General features: G+C 43.2%; 17 protein-coding genes. 3 read left to right on the top strand and 14 right to left on the bottom strand.

All coding sequences use genetic code 11. The features are described from left to right. Window positions 1-17: 17 nt before the first annotated feature. From pnpS to citZ, 6 genes are all read right to left on the bottom strand, one after another. Window positions 18-1400 (bottom strand): two-component system histidine kinase PnpS, encoded by a 1383-nt coding sequence (pnpS, locus tag VK097_RS11200; RefSeq protein WP_324211886.1) that lies wholly within the window; start codon window positions 1398-1400, stop codon window positions 18-20. Next, window positions 1400-2092 carry a response regulator transcription factor gene (locus VK097_RS11195; protein WP_324211885.1) on the bottom strand — a complete coding sequence of 231 codons (693 nt, stop codon included), beginning with the start codon at window positions 2090-2092 and terminating at the stop codon, window positions 1400-1402. Before VK097_RS11195 ends, pnpS begins: the two co-directional genes overlap by 1 nt. Window positions 2093-2239: 147 nt before the next feature. Then, window positions 2240-2716 carry a MaoC/PaaZ C-terminal domain-containing protein gene (locus tag VK097_RS11190; RefSeq protein ID WP_324211884.1) on the bottom strand — a complete coding sequence of 159 codons (477 nt, stop codon included), beginning with the start codon at window positions 2714-2716 and terminating at the stop codon, window positions 2240-2242. A gap of 128 nt (window positions 2717-2844) precedes the next feature. Then, window positions 2845-3783 (bottom strand): malate dehydrogenase, encoded by a 939-nt coding sequence (gene mdh, locus VK097_RS11185; protein ID WP_324211883.1) that lies wholly within the window; start codon window positions 3781-3783, stop codon window positions 2845-2847. A gap of 126 nt (window positions 3784-3909) precedes the next feature. Beyond that, window positions 3910-5184 (bottom strand): NADP-dependent isocitrate dehydrogenase, encoded by a 1275-nt coding sequence (gene icd, locus VK097_RS11180; protein WP_324211882.1) that lies wholly within the window; start codon window positions 5182-5184, stop codon window positions 3910-3912. A gap of 98 nt (window positions 5185-5282) precedes the next feature. Beyond that, complete coding sequence (gene citZ, locus VK097_RS11175; protein ID WP_324211881.1) at window positions 5283-6392, bottom strand: citrate synthase; 1110 nt, start codon at window positions 6390-6392, stop codon at window positions 5283-5285. Window positions 6393-6689: 297 nt separating this feature from the next. Here citZ and ytvI point away from each other — a divergent pair, with 297 nt between their 5' ends. Beyond that, window positions 6690-7799: a sporulation integral membrane protein YtvI gene (gene ytvI, locus VK097_RS11170; protein WP_324211880.1), complete on the top strand. Its 1110-nt coding sequence runs from the start codon at window positions 6690-6692 to the stop codon at window positions 7797-7799. A gap of 1 nt (window position 7800) precedes the next feature. Here ytvI and VK097_RS11165 read toward each other — a convergent pair whose 3' ends face one another. The 8 genes from VK097_RS11165 to dnaE all read right to left on the bottom strand — a co-directional run bounded on the left by VK097_RS11165 (window position 7801) and on the right by dnaE (window position 18575). Further along, entirely contained in the window at window positions 7801-8190 is a 390-nt protein-coding gene (locus VK097_RS11165) for an FxsA family protein (RefSeq protein ID WP_324211879.1), read from the bottom strand. Between the two features lie 45 nt (window positions 8191-8235). Continuing rightward, complete coding sequence (gene pyk / locus VK097_RS11160; protein WP_324211878.1) at window positions 8236-9996, bottom strand: pyruvate kinase; 1761 nt, start codon at window positions 9994-9996, stop codon at window positions 8236-8238. A gap of 22 nt (window positions 9997-10018) precedes the next feature. Beyond that, the gene (gene pfkA / locus VK097_RS11155) at window positions 10019-10978 is read right to left on the bottom strand and encodes a 6-phosphofructokinase (RefSeq protein ID WP_324211877.1); all 960 of its coding nucleotides are present in this window, start codon (window positions 10976-10978) and stop codon (window positions 10019-10021) included. Between the two features lie 127 nt (window positions 10979-11105). Then, on the bottom strand, window positions 11106-12062 hold the full coding sequence (locus VK097_RS11150; protein ID WP_324211876.1) for an acetyl-CoA carboxylase carboxyl transferase subunit alpha: 957 nt from the start codon (window positions 12060-12062) through the stop codon (window positions 11106-11108). Beyond that, window positions 12059-12919: an acetyl-CoA carboxylase, carboxyltransferase subunit beta gene (gene accD, locus VK097_RS11145; RefSeq protein ID WP_324211875.1), complete on the bottom strand. Its 861-nt coding sequence runs from the start codon at window positions 12917-12919 to the stop codon at window positions 12059-12061. The genes VK097_RS11150 and accD overlap by 4 nt, the downstream gene beginning before the upstream one ends. A gap of 114 nt (window positions 12920-13033) precedes the next feature. Beyond that, window positions 13034-13648 (bottom strand): FadR/GntR family transcriptional regulator, encoded by a 615-nt coding sequence (locus VK097_RS11140; protein WP_324211899.1) that lies wholly within the window; start codon window positions 13646-13648, stop codon window positions 13034-13036. 33 nt (window positions 13649-13681) lie between these two features. Next, entirely contained in the window at window positions 13682-14881 is a 1200-nt protein-coding gene (gene ystJ, locus VK097_RS11135; protein ID WP_324211898.1) for an NADP-dependent malic enzyme, read from the bottom strand. Between the two features lie 328 nt (window positions 14882-15209). Next, window positions 15210-18575, bottom strand: coding sequence for a DNA polymerase III subunit alpha (gene dnaE, locus VK097_RS11130; RefSeq protein WP_324211874.1), 3366 nt, complete (start codon window positions 18573-18575; stop codon window positions 15210-15212). Between the two features lie 299 nt (window positions 18576-18874). On the opposite strand from dnaE, the gene ytrH reads away from it, so the two are divergent. Continuing rightward, window positions 18875-19207 (top strand): sporulation membrane protein YtrH, encoded by a 333-nt coding sequence (gene ytrH / locus VK097_RS11125; RefSeq protein WP_324211873.1) that lies wholly within the window; start codon window positions 18875-18877, stop codon window positions 19205-19207. After that, window positions 19207-19707 carry a sporulation membrane protein YtrI gene (ytrI, locus tag VK097_RS11120; protein WP_324211872.1) on the top strand — a complete coding sequence of 167 codons (501 nt, stop codon included), beginning with the start codon at window positions 19207-19209 and terminating at the stop codon, window positions 19705-19707. Before ytrH ends, ytrI begins: the two co-directional genes overlap by 1 nt. The last annotated feature ends 46 nt before the right edge of the window (window positions 19708-19753 follow it).

Raw genomic sequence — 19753 nt, 5'->3', positions numbered from 1 at the left:
ATAGCAAAAAGCACCCCTTAAGAGGATGCCGGATCATTTTTAGGTAAATGAACATGAAAGACTGACCCTTTATCAGGTTTACTTTCTACCGATATGTTTCCATCGTGCACTTCAACAATGTGTTTGACAATTGCCAAACCAAGCCCTGTGCCGCCGGTGTTTCGGCTTCGTGCCTTATCCACCCGGTAAAAACGCTCGAATATTCGCGTCACAGCTTCTTCCGGGATCCCGATGCCATCATCTGTCACCTGAATATGCACCTTCTCCCCTTCATCTGACACCGTCAGGTTCACTGTACCATTTTCTCCGGTGTAACTGATGGCATTGTTCATTAAATTGATGATTACCTGTTTGACTCGCTCACTATCAGCCTTAAGCATTATGTCATCTTTCACATTCGCTGTCAGCGTGATGCCCTCCTGCTTTGCACGCTGCTCAACAACCGGCAAGACTTCTTCAATCAGCTGATTCATATCGACATCAGTCCGCTCTATTTTAAATTCATCAGCTTCAAGCCGTGACAGAGTCAGTAAATCTTCAATCAGCCCCTGAAGACGTGAACTTTCATCATATATAATCGTTAAAAACCGATCCAGTGATTCCTTATCATCTTTTGCCCCGCTCAGCAGCGTTTCGGCAAAGCCGGTGATTGACGTAATCGGGGTTTTCAGCTCATGCGAAACGTTTGCCACAAAGTCTTTGCGCATCAATTCAAGCTTTTTCAAATGAGTGATATCGTACAGCAGCAGAACAGTACCTTTCAGCATTCCGCGTTCATTAAATATCGGTGCACCGACAATTTCGATGTATTTAGTGTCGATGTCGGCCGTCTGAGTGAATGAGTGTTTGATATTTGTCTCGTACAAAAAGGCTTCCTGGACAGTTTCATGTATCGTTTCATTTGCCAATACATTATAATATAAATAACCCTGATAGTCGTGTGCATTTCCGCCAAACATGGATATGAACTTGCGATTCACCAAGTGGACATATCCTTTCTCATCAATTAGCACTAAACCGCTCTGTGTATTGTCAATCACGGTTGAGAGCCTGTCCTCCTGCATCTGTTCCTGAATCTCAAATTCACTCAGGTTCCGTGCCAGAGCATTTAATTTGTTGTTCAATTCAGCGATCCTGCCGCCAGCAGAATGATGAATCCTTACCCGATAATTGCCTTTTACAAGCTCATTCACCGTCTGGGTCGTCTTTTTTATTGGCTTCATATATCGATCGTAAACATGAAGCATGATGACAAGCAGAATGAAATATTCCACAAATAAAATTGATCCAAGGATAATGTATTCAGATGTCAGTTGAGCTATAGCTATCCCTGTTACAGCAACAAGTACAAACAGGCCTGCATGGTAAGCTAATAGCGGTTTTTTAAATAAGGGAAGCATTATTTCGGTTCCTCCATTTTGTAGCCAAGCCCGCGCACTGTCTTAATGTAGACGGGCTTTTTCGTATCCGGCTCAATCTTTTCACGCAAATGGCTGACATGAACATCAACAATACGGGTGTCCCCGACGAAATCATAGTTCCACACGGCGCTCAGAAGCTGGTCCCGCGAAAGAACTTTTCCTTTATGGGAAGCAAGATAGTATAAGAGTTCAAATTCTTTTCTTGTAAATGTCAGCGCTTCGCCTTTTATTTCAGCCTCATAGCGATCAGGATAAATGATTAAATGCCCAATTTGCATTGATAGGGAATTTGCTTCTTCGGTTTTCTCTGACCGTCTTAAAATTGCCTTTATCCGAGCAACAACTTCTTTGAGGCTGAACGGTTTCGTCAAGTAGTCATCTGCCCCGATCTCCAACCCCAATACCTTATCAAATTCCTCATCCTTTGCGGTCAGCATCAAAATCGGAGTGTCAATCTTGTTTGCGCGCAGATGTTTGCAGACTTCCATCCCATCCATTTCAGGCAGCATCAGATCAAGGACAATCAGATCAAAATCTGCTGACTTGGTTTTAGTTATGGCTTCTGTTCCATCATAAGCAACATCCGTTTCAAAACCTGCCTGCTCAATATTAAACTTTAACAATGTCACAATTGATGCTTCATCATCAACAATCAGTATTCGCTTCCCCATCAGCAGCCCCCATTTCTTTCTAATCTGTACTATCTTCATCTTACAACGAAAGAAACACAAAGTGAACAGATGGGGATGTAAAGAAAAATTTACAAAAGACAATAGCGGCGTCATTAGCGTATTGTAATTTTTGTAAATTAGTTAATTTTAATAGAAATTCTCCAGTGAACTTCCTGTCAATGATTCAGGTTTATGAGCAGGTGAGGCATTCAGTTTTCCCTGTAATATTACATCACCATCATTATCAAAACCGACTACGGAAAGTGTTACTTCATGACTTTCAGTATCTATCGCAATGACTTCAAGTGTTATTTTCACCTCTGAATAATGAAACAGCGGTTTTGGGAACATCATTTCATGCCGGGTAATATGACTGCCTGGCCCGGGAAGATGCATGGAAACTATCGATGATACCATGCCAAACAGCATGACGGACGGAACGATAGGCTGTTTATATGGCGTTTGGGAGGCATAATCATGCTGAAGATAGAGCGGATTGGCATCGTCGGTTAAGCCTAAATATAATAATAAGTCCTTATCCTCGATTATATGAGATACTGTGTGGGAATCCCCGATTTTTAAATCCTCAATCTTTTTACCCAGTTTTCTTTTTCTGCCGATCATTTTATCACCCCTCGTATTTGTAAGCGCTTTCTATTATACCAAAAACTGTGAATTGCCGCCAACGGATTTGATAAAATGATAAGAAGCTTCCCTGTATGCCATACAGGGAAGCTTCTTCTGATGCATATTTACTTTAGTAAATCAAGTACATTCTTCACGGAATCTGCTGATTTATCTAATTGAGCTTTCTCACCATCAGTCAGATCAAGCTCTATGATTTCTTCCAGACCATTTCCACCGATGATAGTCGGCACACCGAGATAGATGTCTTTGTAGCCATACTCGCCTTCCAAGTATGCAATCGATGGAAGAACTCGGCGCTGGTCTTTCAGGATTGCTTCCGCCATAACGGTCAGGGAAGCAGCCGGTGCGTAATAGGCACTGCCATTGCCCAGCAGACCAACTATTTCACCGCCGCCTTTGCGGGTGCGCTCAACGATTTCATCGAGTCGATCCTTGGAAATCAGTTTTTCGAGCGGAATCCCGCCGGCATGAGAGTAACGGATTAATGGCACCATGTCATCACCGTGCCCGCCGAGAACAAAACCGGTAATATCTTTAACAGACAAGTTCAGTTCTTCAGCGACAAATGTGCGGAATCGTGCCGTATCCAGCACACCTGACTGCCCGATAACCCGTTCCTTAGGAAGTCCGGATTCATTGAATACGGTGTAAGTCATTGCATCTACCGGATTGGTCAATACAACAATTGTTGTATCCGGGGAATATTTTACAATATCCTTTGTGACGTTCTTCATGATTTTAGCATTGGTGTTTACAAGATCATCACGGCTCATGCCGGGCTTACGGGCAACACCGGCTGTGATGATGACAAGATCAGAGTCCTTCGTATCCTCATAATCTGCAGTACCGGTGATATTGGTGTCAAATCCTTGTACAGGACTTGCTTCTTTCATATCCAATGCTTTTCCTTTTGCCGGGTCTTCCTTATCCGGAATATCAACCAGCACGACATCCCCCAATTCTTTTTGTGCCATCATCAAGGCTGTCGTAGAACCTGTGAAACCGGAGCCAATGACAGAAATTTTTTTGCGTTTGCTAGCCATTCCAATCCTCCTTCCAACATTCAGAAAGTTTAATTTATAAGTGAAACTTGATAAAAGCAGCTGACAAAACAATAAGTAATGTCAGCCGCATGTATCCTTTCAAAGTAAGAGCACTTCCGCTTTCACTTAGCCCATGTTTTTAATCAATTCATCACCAAATCCGGATGTTTTCACTTCCTTTGCACCATCCATCATCCGGGCAAAATCATAAGTGACCACTTTAGAAGCAATTGTTTTGTCCATTGCTTTCATAATCAGATCACCCGCTTCTCTCCACCCAAGATGGTTAAGCATCAGAACAGCGGAAAGAATGACGGAAGACGGGTTAACTTTGTCCATGCCTGCATACTTCGGTGCTGTGCCGTGTGTCGCTTCAAAAATCGCATGACCTGTATCATAGTTGATGTTTGCTCCCGGCGCAATACCGATTCCGCCAACTTGTGCTGCCAGAGCATCAGAGATGTAGTCACCGTTCAAGTTCATCGTTGCAACAACATCAAATTCTTTCGGACGAGTCAGGATCTGCTGCAGGAAGATGTCGGCAATGGCGTCTTTGACCAGAAGCTTACCAGCGGCAACTGCTTCATCCTGTGCTTTGTTTGCCGCATCTTTGCCGTCTTTTTCAACAATACGGTCATACTCAGCCCATGTGAATACTTTGTCGCTGTATTCCTGTTCAGCAACTTCATATCCCCATGTTTTAAAAGATCCTTCCGTGAATTTCATGATGTTACCTTTATGTACTAAAGTAACATTCTTGCGCCCTTCATTAAGCGCATAATCAATTGCGGCACGCACCAGACGTTTTGTACCTTCTTCAGATACCGGCTTCACACCGATTCCGGAAGTCTCAGGGAAACGAATATTGTTGACGCCCATTTCGTTTTGCAGAAAATCAATGACCTTTTTCACATCATCTGAACCTTTCTGCCACTCAATACCTGCATAAATATCTTCAGTGTTTTCACGGAAAATAGCCATGTCCACATCTTCTGGATTTTTAACCGGTGATGGAACACCTGTGAAATATTGGACAGGACGCAGGCAGGTAAATAAGTCCAGTTCCTGGCGCAATGCAACGTTCAGGGAACGGATACCGCCACCGATTGGTGTTGTGAGCGGACCTTTAATTGCGATTTTATATTCGTCAATCGTTTTAAGTGTTTCATCCGGAAGCCATTCGCCGGTTTTATCATATGCTTTCTGACCGGCATAAACTTCTGTCCAGTTAATGGCTTTCTCGCCATTATAGGCTTTTTCCACAGCAGCTTCGATGACACGGCGTGCTGCGGCCCAAATATCCGGGCCAGTACCGTCACCTTCAATAAAAGGCACAATCGGATGATTTGGAACAGTCATCTTTCCATTATTATCAACTGTAATTTTTTCCCCTTGTGTCATAAAAAAATACCTCCTATTCTTCTTCAAACCATTATCAGTTTATCATAAAGTGCATTCAGCAGAAAGATTTGCTCTGCTGAATGGGCCACCAGTTTGATTTAGCGATTTTCAATAGCTATATATTCCTGAGTTTTTGGACCGACATATTCTGCACGCGGACGAATCAGACGGTTGTTATCGTATTGCTCCAGAATATGTGCAAGCCATCCGGATACACGGCTTGTTGCAAAGATTGGCGTGAACAAATCATGGTCAATTCCCAGGCTATGGTAGACAGATGCTGAATAAAAGTCCACATTCGCAGGCAGACCTTTTTCCTCTTTAATATACTCTTCAATTTTCACCGACATATCGTACCATTTTGCCTGCCCGGTGATTTTTGTCAATTCTTTCGACATTTCTTTCAAGTATTTAGCACGCGGATCGCCGTTTTCATAGACACGGTGTCCCATGCCCATGATTTTTTCTTTGTTTTCCATTTTTTCTTTGATATATGGAATGGCATTTTCCTCATCGCCTATCTCTGTAAGCATTTCCATTACACGCTCGTTTGCGCCGCCATGCAGCGGGCCCTTCAATGCACCGATTGCAGCCGTTATACCTGAATAAACGTCAGACAGGGTAGCGACACACACACGGGCTGTAAATGTGGAAGCATTCAGCTCGTGATCGGCATGCAGGATAAGTGCTTTGTTGATTGCCTCTTCTTCGGTATCCCCAGGCTCTTGTCCGTTCAGCATGTACAGGAAGTTAGCCGCAAAGCCTAAATCTTTTTTCGGTTTAACAGGGTCCTGCTTTTTCCGGATCCGTGCGAAGGCCGTCACTATAGTAGCTATTTTGGCCTGGAGGCGGACTGCCTTTCGTTTATTTGCAGCCTTATCCATCACGTCGGCTTCTTCATCATAAAGCCCCAAAATAGAAACGGCGGAGCGTAAAGCGGCCATTGGATGGACAGTTGACAGATCATATGAACGCAAATGCTCAATAATTGCCTCCGGGATCTCCATTTCAGCTGCCAGATCAGCTTTAAATTCATCCAGTTCTGCTTTTGTCGGCAGTTTCAAATTCCATAAAAGGAAGACAACTTCTTCAAAACTGGAATTTTCAGCCAAATCGTCGATGGTATAGCCGACATAAGTAAGCTGGTCATCGATAATTGAACTGATGGATGATTCCGTTGCGACAATCCCTTCTAGCCCTTTTGCCATAACAAACCCTCTCCTTTTTCTATGATATGTTCATTAAATTAGGATAAAGTAACGTGTTACTATTATGTGACAATATTTTAACAAATAACATTGCCATCCCCACAGACAATTATAAAGTATTATTCGCATTATGTGAATTGAAACCGATTAAGTTCAGCAATATTTTTTGCATAAATAAACATTCTTATAATATTTCCACCTTTTTCAGCACCGAAATTTCTGTCTCAAGTCTATTTTACCGTTTTTCGTCATATGTAAACTAGTACAGGCCATATTCTGCTTTCTGGGGGGTTCTGAGTGTATAAACAGAGAATGTACCAGGTCTTTCGGTTTTGCATAATCATATTATCCATTATGACGATGTTTTTTATCATACAATACACATTTTCTTATATTTACCCTTTTTTTCTGGCCATGATCCTTGCTTTGTGTCTTAACCCTATTGTTACATTTCTGGAGAAAACGATTAAAATGCCCCGCGGACTTGCTGCGTTTACCGCACTCACATTCACGGCAACAGCCTTAATGGGAATTATTTTTCTTCTGATTTCGGAGTTGATTCAAGGCACTGCTTATTTAGCAAAAAATTTACCAGATCATTTCCGCACATTTGCAATGATCGTGGAAACGTTTGTTAACGATCACCTTATCCCATTATACCATAAGCTTGCTTCCTTTGCGCATACACTAAGCCCTGACCAGCAGACAAGCATTAAAGAAAGCATCAACCACATCATTGATCAGCTTGTATTATTCAGTACAGATGTCATGCAAAATCTGTTACTTCACATACCTGGTGCATTGACCTTATTGCCTGGTTTTTTTACAGTATTCCTATTTACGATTTTGGCAGCGTTTTTCATGACAAAAGACTGGCACCGCCTTGTTTACACATTTAAAAACGTGATACCAAAAAATGTTCTGCATACGGGCAGCAGTGTCTGGAATCACCTGCGAAAAGCATTTTCCGGTTTTATCAAGGCACAATTGCTGCTTATCTCAATAACGTCACTCACAATATTCGTAGGCCTTTTACTGTTACAGGTTGATTATGCATTAACGATTGGGCTGTTTGCTGCACTGGCGGATATTTTACCGTTTATCGGAACAGGAATTATATTTGTGCCATGGATTATTTATTTGTTTTTAACAGGCAGCTACTCGCTGACCATTGGCTTATCGATTTTATATATGATTGTTGTCCTTCAGCGCCAGCTGCTTGAACCCAAAATAATATCAGACAAAGTGGGGATGAACCCCCTCGCAACCCTGATCGCTCTTTTTATTGGCCTCCAGATATGGGGAGCATTCGGGCTGCTCCTCGGACCATTTCTGGTGATTATCGGCAATGCTTTTTACCAGGCGGGAATCTTTCATAAGGCCGGCCGGTTCATTAAAGGAACATGATTTACCATCTGCGATAAATAAAGGTGCTCTTAGCCGCCAAATTTCGTAAAAGTCTTTCCAGCATGCCCTTAAAGGGACTGCGGGTGAACGGGAGCACCAGTATAAAACCCGCTATATCCGTCACAAAACCGGGAGCAAACAGAAAGACCCCGCCGACAAAAATGCAAATGCCATCGATAATTGCATCGCCTGGCGGCTGGCCTTGATTCATTTCATTCTGTGCCCTTCTCCATGCATCAAGACCCTCTTTCCGGGCAAGTGAGACACCAACGATTCCGGTTAAAATGATTAATCCAATAACCCACCATGGGCCAATAATGCCCCCTGCCCAGACAAATACACCAATTTCAACAGCCGGTATGATTATGAACGCAAGCAACAGCCATCGCATTGTTTGTTCCCCTTTCATCTGAAAACATGTGAAATGACAAAGTTGTTAGAGTACTCTTGCATGACCTTTGTAAATATCGCCTTTTGCCCCATCGATCGTAATATCATTTCCATCCTCAATTTTGTCAAATACGTCTTTGACACCGACGATAACTGGAATGCCAAGACTCAAACCGACAACAGCCGCATGTGATGTAATGCCGCCCTCTTCTGTTACAATGCCAGCTGCTTTTTCGACTGATTCCATCATATCGCGGTCTGTGCCGTACGTAACAAGAATGTCATTCTCAGTGACGTTCTCAGTTGCTTCTGCAGCATTTTTTGCAACGACAGCCTTGCCGTAAGCACTGCCGCGGCCTATGCCTTGCCCTTTAGCCATTACATCACCGATCACATGAACCTTCATAAGATTTGTAGTTCCACTTTCGCCGATTGGAACGCCGGCCGTTATAATAACTCTGCTTCCGCGTTCAAACAGGTTCGTACTTAATCCCATGTCAACTGCAATATCGAGCATTTCATCCGTGGAATCGGCCTTTCTTCCCATAACGGCATGCACACCCCATATGAGTGACAGCTGTCGATTAACATGTTCATTAAATGTCACGGCAATGATTGGTGCTTCCGGCCGGTATTTTGAAATCATTCTGGCGGTATGCCCGCTTTCTGTTGGTGTAATAATGGCACTGACTGTCAGGTTCATCGCCGTATGCGTGACTGATTGGCTGATTGCATCAGTCATCGTCATATCAACAGATTTTGAGCGATTGTCCAATATAAATTTATGATTCAGACCGCTCTCTGCCTTTAACGCAATATTGCTCATCGTTTGCACTGATTCCACCGGGTAATCCCCTGCAGCTGTTTCACCTGACAGCATAATGGCGTCTGTACCATCAAAAATTGCATTAGCCACATCGGACGCCTCAGCCCGGGTTGGTCTTGGATTGCGCTGCATCGAATCAAGCATTTGGGTTGCGGTAATGACCGGCTTTCCGGCCGTGTTGCATTTTGTGATCAGCTTTTTCTGCACAAGCGGCACATCCTCAGCAGGCGTTTCAACCCCTAGATCACCACGCGCGACCATCACGCCATTGCTCACTTCCAGGATGGAATCAATATTGTCGACCCCTTCCTGATTTTCGATTTTCGGTATGATTTTGATATGTGTCGCATCATATTCTTCAAGCAGTTCTTGTATTTCCATAATATCGGACGGACGGCGCACAAAAGAAGCTGCTATATAATCAACATCCTGTTCAATACCGAACTTGATATCTTCCGCATCTTTTTCCGTGATTCCGGGCAATTTCACACTGACATTCGGCACGTTAACACCCTTTTTGTTTTCAATTATACCGGAGTTAAGTGCTTTTGTTTTCAATTCCTGATTTTCATGATCAATTTCCAGTACTTCCAGTTCAATTAATCCGTCATCAAGCAAAATTTTAGAACCGGGATGGACATCATTGATCAGGCCGGGATAATTAAGGGAAAAGCGTTCAGCAGTTCCTTCCACTTCCTCCATGGTGACATGAACAATACTTCCTTTAATAATTTCAGCTTCCCCATGTTTAAAGGTCCCTGTCCGGACTTCAGGACCTTTTGTATCCAGAAGAATCGCAATTATTTTTCCTGTTTTTTCAGCAGCCTCCCTGATATTTTGAATCCGCTGCTCATGCTCATCGAAATCACCATGGGAAAAATTAAGCCGGGCAACATTCATGCCTCCCTCAATCAGCTGTGTCAGTGTTTCCACTGATTCTGATGCAGGGCCAATGGTGCATACAATTTTTGTTTTCCGCATTTCCAGCGCCTCCTTCTCGTAATCATATCGACAGTTCTTTGGATAATTGATACATGTTCATATCAATTGTATGTTTTTCCGCTAATACATCGGAAATATCATGGTTGACCAATTGGTTGTTTTGGATGCCTGCTATTTTTCCGGCTTTACCACTAAGCAGCAGGTCGATTGCCTGGGCGCCAAGCCGGCTTGCCAGCACACGATCAGATGCAGTCGGAGAGCCTCCGCGCTGAATATGTCCCAGCACAGTCACACGTGTTTCCAGGTCAGCCGTTTCTTTAATCTGATCGGCATAATCGAATGCACTGCCAACACCTTCTGCAAGAATGATGATACTGTGCTTTTTGCCACGATTCTGGCCACGTCTCAAACGCTCAATAATTTCATCCAGTTCATCCTGTTTTTCAGGAATAAGGATACTTTCCGCACCATCGGCAAGACCGGCCCACAATGCCAGATCACCGGCATCTCTGCCCATGACTTCGATAATAAAAGTCCGTTCATGTGAAGAAGCGGTATCACGTATTTTGTCGATCGCTTCGATAACGGTGTTTAAGGCAGTATCAAATCCAATTGTAAAATCAGTACCTGCAATATCATTGTCAATGGTACCTGGAATTCCAATGCACGGGTATCCTTTTTCGGTCAGTTTTTGCGCTCCGCGAAAACTGCCGTCACCACCGATTACAATCAGGCCTTCAATGCCGTATTTTTTCATTTGCTCGACACCTTTATTTTGACCCTGCTCGAATTTAAATTCCTCGCATCTGGCAGATCGCAATATCGTACCGCCGCGCTGAATGATATCACCGACAGAACCGATATTCATTTTTTCTATATTACCGTCAATAAGACCCTGAAATCCGTTTTTAATGCCATAAATTTCGATTTCGTGGTAAATGGCTTTCCGTACAACTGCACGGATAGCGGCGTTCATGCCCGGTGCATCTCCGCCACTTGTCAGAACACCAATCTTCTTCATGCTTTCACCTCATGTCTTCGTTGTTACTATTTCCAAGATAATCGTAAACAGCTAAAATATCAATTATTCAGCTGAGAATTAACATTCCCTTTAAAGTGCGAAAGAGGCTGACGCCTGTCAACCTCTCTTATAGCTGTTTATAATCACCGATTTTTTGATATTTTTCCCATCTCTTTTCAAGTAATTCATCTGAAGGTATGCCACTCAGTTCTTCCAGCGATTGAGCCAAAACAGCGTCAATATTTTCAGCCTGCATCTCAATATCACGATGTGCGCCGCCTCTTGGTTCCGGAATAATGTCATCTACAATATCGAGCTCTTTCAGGTCATATGATGTAATCTTCATATTTTCTGCTGCCTGTTTTGCCAGGCCGGAGTCTTTCCAAAGCAGAGCCGCTGCGCCTTCAGGTGAAATGACCGAATAGGTGGAATTTTCCAGCATGTGAATCTTGTCACCGACACCCAGTCCCAAAGCACCGCCGCTTCCGCCTTCTCCAATAACAATACAAATGATTGGCACAGTAATCCCGGCCATCTCCATCAGGTTCCTCGCGATTGCCTCGCTTTGGCCACGCTCTTCGGCAGCTTTGCCCGGATAGGCACCTTTCGTATCAATGAAACATATGATTGGCCGGTTAAACTTCTCTCCCTGACGCATATGGCGCAATGCTTTGCGATAACCCTCAGGATGCGGCATGCCAAAGTTACGGCGGATATTTTCTTTCGTATCCTTTCCGCGCTGATGACCAATAACGGTCACAGGTTTATCCCGGTACAGTGCAATGCCGGATACAATGGCTTCATCATCACCGTATAAACGATCCCCATGAAATTCAAGGAAATCTGAGAATAGCCGGTCAATATAATCCAGCGTTGTCGGACGTTCCTGGTGCCTTGCCATTTGAACACGCTGCCAGGGCTGCAGGTTCCCATATATGTCGTTTTCCAGTACCTCCAGCCGTTTTTCAAGCGTCGTAATTTCGTCGGTCAAATCTATTTCACTCTCGGCTGTATATGTTTTTAATTCAGCTATTTTGTCTCTCAGGTCCGCAATCGGCTTTTCAAAATCCAGCACTTGTTTCATGAAACTTCCCCGCCTTTCTGATGCATCAAGAGCAATTTTGAAAGGAGAGACTTCAAGTCATGCCGGTGAATTACCTTATCAAGCTGACCATGCTTCAATAAAAATTCAGCCGTCTGAAAATCATCCGGCAGTTTTTCCCGAATTGTCTGTTCAATAATACGGCGACCGGCAAAACCAATCAGGGCTCCCGGTTCAGCCAGATTATAATCACCGATCGACGCAAAGCTGGCAGACACTCCGCCGGTGGTTGGGTGTGTCATGACAGAAATCATCAAACCGCCCGACTCGGAAAAACGCTTCACAGCAACAGACGTTTTCGCCATTTGCATCAGGCTTAAAACACCTTCCTGCATGCGTGCACCACCTGAAGCAGTGAAAATAATAAATGGAAGTGATTGAGCGTTCGCCTTTTCAATGGCACGGGCAATCTTTTCACCTACCACCGACCCCATGCTCCCCATTCGGAAACTGGAGTCCATGACGGCAAAAGCGGTTATTTGGCTGTCAATTGAACCCTTTCCGGTCACGACACCTTCATTCAGACCGGTTTTGTTCTGGTCTTTCTCTACTTTAGCTTCATATTCGGGAAATTGCAGCGGATTTGTTGTTGTAACTTGCTTGTCCCATTCTTCAAACGAACCCTCATCGAATAAACTATCAATCCGTTCCCAGGCTGTCATCCGGTGATGGTAGTCGCAATTTGGACAAACGTTGATGTTTTTGTTCATTTCTTTTCGATAATAGATTTTATGACAATTCATGCATTTTTTCATTAATCCTTCGGGAACTTCAAGTTTGTTTTCTTCACTCGGTATCGTTGCGTATTTCTTTTTCTTGCCAAAAAAATCTTTAAGCAAGGGAATTCCTCCTTTTTTAAAACAGCAAAGGCAAGCGTTTATTCACTGTACTGAGGAAACACTCAGCTTACATCACATATATCCTCAGGGGGTAAAACCCGAAAAAGCCGGAGATTACTCACTTGCCGGCAGCGTAAAAAACAACTCTTCTATTTCACTATAATTATTGGAGCGATAAAGGTTTATAAGTTCCAAATAAAACGATTGATTGTAGGAAAGACTGGAAATGTTATCAGAAAATTCATCCATCAGCTGCCACACTCTGGCAAGCAGCAGATTTTCGGTTTTGTAAAATAAAAATTGAAAAAAAGCCACATGCTTCTCATTGCTGCTTAATGTACTGTCATGAACAATCCCATACAATTCTTCGATATCATCATCGCAAATATGGTCATAGGCTATTCTGGCCGCTTCCTTTTCAATAATTTTTTTGGCAAATAACAAATCATTCTTTGTCTTGGCTCCCTGAAGAACAAAAGACGAAAGCACTTCAACTGAATGATAAGGCCGGTATTGGCTTAAAAAAGTGCCCTCACCGTGCCTTGTTTCAATCAGCCCCAGTAACTCCATTGCCCGCAAAGCTTCACGGACTGAAGATCTGCCGGCATGCAGTTTTTCGGAAAGTTCCCGCTCAGATGGAAGTTTATCGCCCGGCTTTAAATCATGAGCATCGATATATTTGCGGATTTCGTGCAAAACCCCTTGATACACTTTTTGTTTTGGTGACATGGACACCGCCGCAGTCACTCCTTTAAGAGGTTTTTACTCCTCATCAATTTTTGAAAGCCTTCTTGTTTTTTCGGCCACTCTTTCCGGATCAACATTGATTCTGGCAACACCTGATTCCATCGCCGCCCGTGCAACGCTTGATGCTACCAGAGGCGCAACCCTTGGATCGAATGGAGCCGGAATAACATAGTCTTCGTTCAGCTCATCCTCTGTTATAAGAGACGCAATAGCTTCGGCTGCAGCTATTTTCATACGTTCATTGATGCGGGTCGCCCGCACATCCAGCGCCCCTCTGAAAATACCCGGAAATGCAAGGACATTATTTACCTGATTCGGGAAGTCGGAGCGGCCTGTTCCAATCACTTTGGCTCCTGCTTCTTTTGCGTCTTCCGGCAGAATCTCCGGATCAGGATTTGCCATGGCAAAGATGATTGGATCATTATTCATCTTTTCCACTTTTTCTTTTGATAATAGACCGCCGACAGATACACCGATAAATACATCAGCATCTTCTAGAATCTCTTCCAGCGACCCTTCTTTTTTATCTTTGTTGGTCATTTTGGCGACTTCTTCTTTTACCTCGTTCATGCCATAGCTTCTGCCTTCGAAAATAGCGCCTTTTGAATCACACATAATCATGTCACGAACGCCAAAGTTATACAATAATTTCATAATAGCTATACCCGCTGCACCGGCACCATTAGCCACAACTTTAATATCCGAAAATGATTTGCCGGATAGTTTCAATGCATTAATCAAACCAGCTGCAGTCACAATTGCTGTTCCATGCTGATCATCATGAAAAATAGGGATGCTCGTTTCTTTCTTCAGCCGTTCTTCAATGATGAAACAGTTCGGTGCTGCGATATCTTCCAGGTTGACCCCGCCGAATGTCGGCTGCATCATTTTAACTGTCTCAACGATTTCATCGACATCATGCGAGTCCAGACAAATTGGGAAAGAATCTACCCCCGCAAAACTTTTAAACAGGACAGACTTCCCCTCCATAACAGGCAATGACGCTTCGGCTCCTATGTTACCTAGACCCAGAACTGCAGATCCGTTGCTTACAACTGCAACCATGTTTCCCTTCATCGTATATTCATATACATCATCTTTACGATCATAGATTTCTTTACATGGCTCAGCTACTCCAGGAGAGTAAGCTAAACTTAAATCCCGTGAATTACGAACAGGGACCTTTGCTTCTGTTGAAAGTTTTCCTTTGTTCATTTTATGAATATGCAATGCTTCATTTCTTAAATCTGGCACACTATTCACTCCTTTATAAGGTAGCTCCAAAAATCATTTGGATATTCCTCCAAAACCGTCCACACAGTTGGACAGTCCAGAAGTCACTAAATGCTTTGGGTGTCAATCTGACAACAAGGTGGTCTGACCACTTAATGGTTTCATTATAACAAATCGCTTGTCTATGTAAAGAATAAAGTGAAACTTCATTCAGTGGGGTGATTTTTCCCCACTGAATGTTAGTTGAACCGAATCGGGCATTTAGGGGCAGTTGGCCGCCGATTTATGGCGGGTTTCGCTCTTCTTATTATCACTGTGTTTTGACCGAGTTCAGCACAACATTGTCAGCACCAAAATGATTTCGCAGTAAATCCAGACATGTTTCGTCAGGCTGAACAAAATAAGCATGTGATAACTGATAGGTTTTGCTTTCCTTCTGGTCATAGACTATGACAGGTGTTCTGCCGCGATTTTTGTTTGCGATACCTTTAATAACTGTAAGTGCATTATCACTATTATCTTCGGTTAATTTGATGAACAGGCGCTCACTTTGATTGATTTCCCATTCCTGTTCGTTAAACATCTCCATACTGGACATAATCCACTGAAGCTGACTGTTACGGCGCTCAACTTTTCCGGTGAATGTTACGAGCATCTCCTCTGAAAGCCAGCGATGAACTTCCCGGTACAAATCCGGAAACACGACGGCATCCATTTCTCCTGTTTCATCACCAACAGTCAAAAATGCCATTGGATCGCCGCGCTTCGTACGAATTGTTTTAATCGTTTGTACGATTCCGGCACTTTTCAGGTTTCGTTTTCCTTCCATTTTTTCAGCATCCAACATAGTGATATAATCATTTGCCTCTAATACTTCCCGGTAATTATTAAACGGGTGACTGGATACATAAATGCCCAGCAGTTCTTTCTCATCAGCCAGCTTTTTCATGAGACTGAAATCTTCTATCGCAACATAGTTTTCTTCCAGATCAAGCTTATCCTGGAACAGACTTGACTGCCCGCTGAATTCTTTAAACAACTCTCCCTGCTCCAGGGCCTGGTCAATCGATGCCAGAAGACTTGCCCGGTTTCCATAAACCTCATCAAACGCCCCTGCCATCACCAGTGTTTCCAGTGTCTTGCGATTGATGACCGAAAGCGATACCCGCAGACAAAAATCAAACAAACTACTGAACAGGCCTCCTTGTCTTACCCGGATTATTTCTTTAATTGCCTGATGCCCGATCCCTTTAATTGACTGGAAGCCCATCCGGATTTGCTGATTTTCCACAGTATATTTGCCAAAACTTTTATTGATGGAAGGCGGGGCTAACGATAAACCGGAAGCTTTCAATTCTTTTATATACATATCCGCTTTGTCTTGCTGGTTCACTGCTGAACTCAGTAATTCCGCAAAGAAGACGGCAGGGTAATGAGTTTTCAGATAGGCCAGCTGATAGGATATCTGACTGTATGCAACCGCATGGCTCCTGTTAAAACCATAGTTGGAAAACTTAACAATCCACTGGAAGATTTCCTCGGCGACAGATTCCGTATACCCGTTATCCAGACAGCCCTGAATAAAGACTTCGTGCTGCTTATCCATCATCTGCTGCTGCTTTTTACTGACTGCTCGGCGTAAAATATCAGCCTGTCCCAATGAAAACCCGGCAATTTTGTGGGCAATTTGCATAATTTGTTCCTGGTATATCAGGACCCCGTAAGTTTTTTTCAAAATTGGTTCCAGGTCAGGATGCGGGTATTCAATCTTCTCCTTACCATGCTTGCGGTTAATGTAGATCGGAATATTTTCCATCGGACCGGGTCGGAACAGGGCATTGACCGCCACAATATCCTCAAACGTTGTCGGTTTTAATCGCGCCAGTACCTGCTTCATCCCTTGAGACTCCAATTGAAAAACACCGTTCGTTCTGCCCTGTTGCAGCAGTTTGTAAGTATCTTCATCTTCGTCCGGTATATCCGCCAGTGTTATCATTTGTTTTTCCGTATACCGGAATGTCTGCAGGATCCTTTCCAATAACGTTAAATTGCGAAGCCCCAGAAAATCCATCTTTAACAGACCGATGGATTCGAGGTCATTCATGGCATATTGTGTCAAATACGTATCATGGGCCCCTGCGGTGAGTGGAACATGATTAGCAAGCGGCTCTTCGCTGATGACGACCCCAGCAGCATGTGTAGACATATGTCTCGGCAACCCCTCTAGTTTCGCAGCAACTGTAAACAGGACCTTCAGTTTGTCAGATTGTTTGATATACTGCTGCAGATCCTGAGATTCTTTCACATACGCTGCAATCGGGTATCTCGCTTGAACGGGTATTTCTTTTAAAATAAAATAGGCATCCTGCTGATCAACCGCCATCGTTTTAAACAGTTCACGCAATAATGACCTGGCTGCAAACGTGCCGAATGTAATGATTTGACCGACATGATCATTTCCGTATTTGTCACGGACGTAATCAATCACTTCATCCCGTCTGTGATCGGAAAAATCAATATCAATATCAGGCAACGTGACGCGTTCCGGATTCAGAAACCTCTCGAATAGCAAATTATATTTTATTGGATCAACTTCTGTAATTCCCAATACATAAGAGACAAGCGATCCGGCAGCAGAACCCCTGCCCGGGCCGACCAATATGTTATGTTCTTTTGCATAGGCAACAAAATCCCAAACAATCAAAAAATAATCACTGAACTGCATCGACTGAATAACATTCAATTCATAAGCAAGGCGTTCTTCTATTTCCTCTGTAACAGTCCCATACTTTTGTTTTGCATTTTCATGGCATATTTTTTCGAGGTATGTATGTGCATCTGTTTGTTCCGAAACAGGATAAGAAGGCAGCATCCTCGTCTCAAAGTCCAGCTTCACATTACAGTTCTCTGCAATGACAGCTGTCTCTTCAATTACTTCCGGCCAATTCCGTTCAAACAGCTCTTCAACCTCGGTTGCTGAACGCAAATAACGTTCTTTAATAGTACGGTCGGTTATACGAAGGGGCCATTTTTGGTTATGCCTCATCGCACGCAAACAATCGTACGCTGCATCATCCTTCTTATTGAGATACCTGACATCATTTACTAAAACCGCTTTTGTCTGATACGTTTCCCGGAATGCTTTGACGGCCTGATTAATCCTGTGTTCTTCGTGCAGGCCATGGTCCTGGACCCCGAGATAAAAATCTTCCCCGTCAAACATATGCCATCTTGTATCCAAGTATTCCTCCACCTGATTATATGGTTCATCAGCCAGCAGCGCTCCCAGCCTGGAGTCTGCTGTTATTAGAATACAGATCAGATCATCACTGTACGGCGCAAGCTCTGAATGGTCAATGCCGTTTTTTTGCGATAACTGAATATGTGTGCTTAATCGGATTAAATTTCGATAGCCCTGATTATTTTTAGCTAAAAGAATACAATAGTCCGGATCATCCTCTGAGGAAGTAACGGTCACGTTCATCCCGATGATTGGCTTTATCCCGTTCTGCTGACATGCTTTATAAAATGGGATAGCACCATATAAAACATGTTCATCAGTAAGAGCCAGCGCATCAAAATTTTCTTCCTGTGCTTTTTCAGCCAGTTTTTCAACGGTTATGGTGCTTTTCATGAAACTGTATCCGCTTCGGACTTGTAAATGCGTAAACGACATGCTATCCCACTTCTCCTTTTAGAGGTTGTTCAAAAAGTCCGGTAAAAACGGCGCTTGGAATTTCTTCATGACTTGCTTTTCCGCTGCTCATTAAATGCATACACTGCATTGCTCAATGCTTCACCGCCTCGAACTTCTTAGCCCTTTTTATCCCCCTTTTTGAACACCATTTTTACGTATGTACTCCAATTATAGCTAATCCTGGTGAAAACTGCATTTTATACATTTCATCTGCTCAGACATATCTTGTCCCGACAAATCATAAAATTCAGGTAGTATGGTTACAAGGAGCGTTAATGATGGAAGAACGGTTCATAGCTCAGCTCATTCATTGCTTTTTCATCGCATTCGGTGTCATTGTGGGCGGTGCCATAATCGGGAGCATTGGTGCATTCATGACAGGAGATGCACCTTTCACCCAAATGAACAGGATTGCAGACAGACTAAGAATCTGGGCAATTGTAGCAGCAATTGGCGGGACATTTGATGCCATCGCCAACTTTGAAAGAGGAATTCTGGACGGATCCACCTATGACCTGTTTAAACAGATCATGCTTATTTTGACAGCAATGGGCGGAGTTAAAGCCGGCATTATCATTATCAGTTGGGTGATTCAGGAGGATATCGGGTAATGCATATTCCGCCATATTATAAAAAGAAATCAGTTCAGCGTTTCCTGGTAGGTGCTTTTGCCGGTGCAGTCATAGCCTATTTTATTTTCATTTATATGCATGGTTCCATGTATGGACAGCTTTTGGAAGAGAATCGTGCCCTGAAATCAGAGGTGAACGAGTTAAAAAACCAAAATGAAGCATTATTGAAGGACAATGAAAATCTTGATGAAAAGTCAAAAGAACCGATTAAAGTGGAAACGATTGATATAACGATAAAAAATGAAGAAGATTTGTCTGACAGCTTAATTATACACGACCTGGAAGAGTTAATAAAAGAAGAAATTATTCATATTGTTGGTAAAGATGTATCAATAATTTCCGAGAGCGATGGCTTATTAAAAGCTACAATCGAGAACAAAGATTTCACGGTTGATGATTTCACCTATCAATTTACTGTCGATACGCTCATAATCCATCACACAGTCAAGGTGGCAGTCGAAGCTGAGATAGGCGAATAAATCGCCATATATTTCTATTGAAAAGGGCTATTCCCGTTTGGAACAG

Origin of the sequence: Lentibacillus sp., assembly GCF_035301675.1 — a bacterium.
Classification (GTDB): Bacteria; Bacillota; Bacilli; order Bacillales; family Amphibacillaceae; genus Lentibacillus.
Note: the sequence above shows the minus strand (reverse complement) of the source record. Positions and strands in the feature narration are given on the sequence as shown.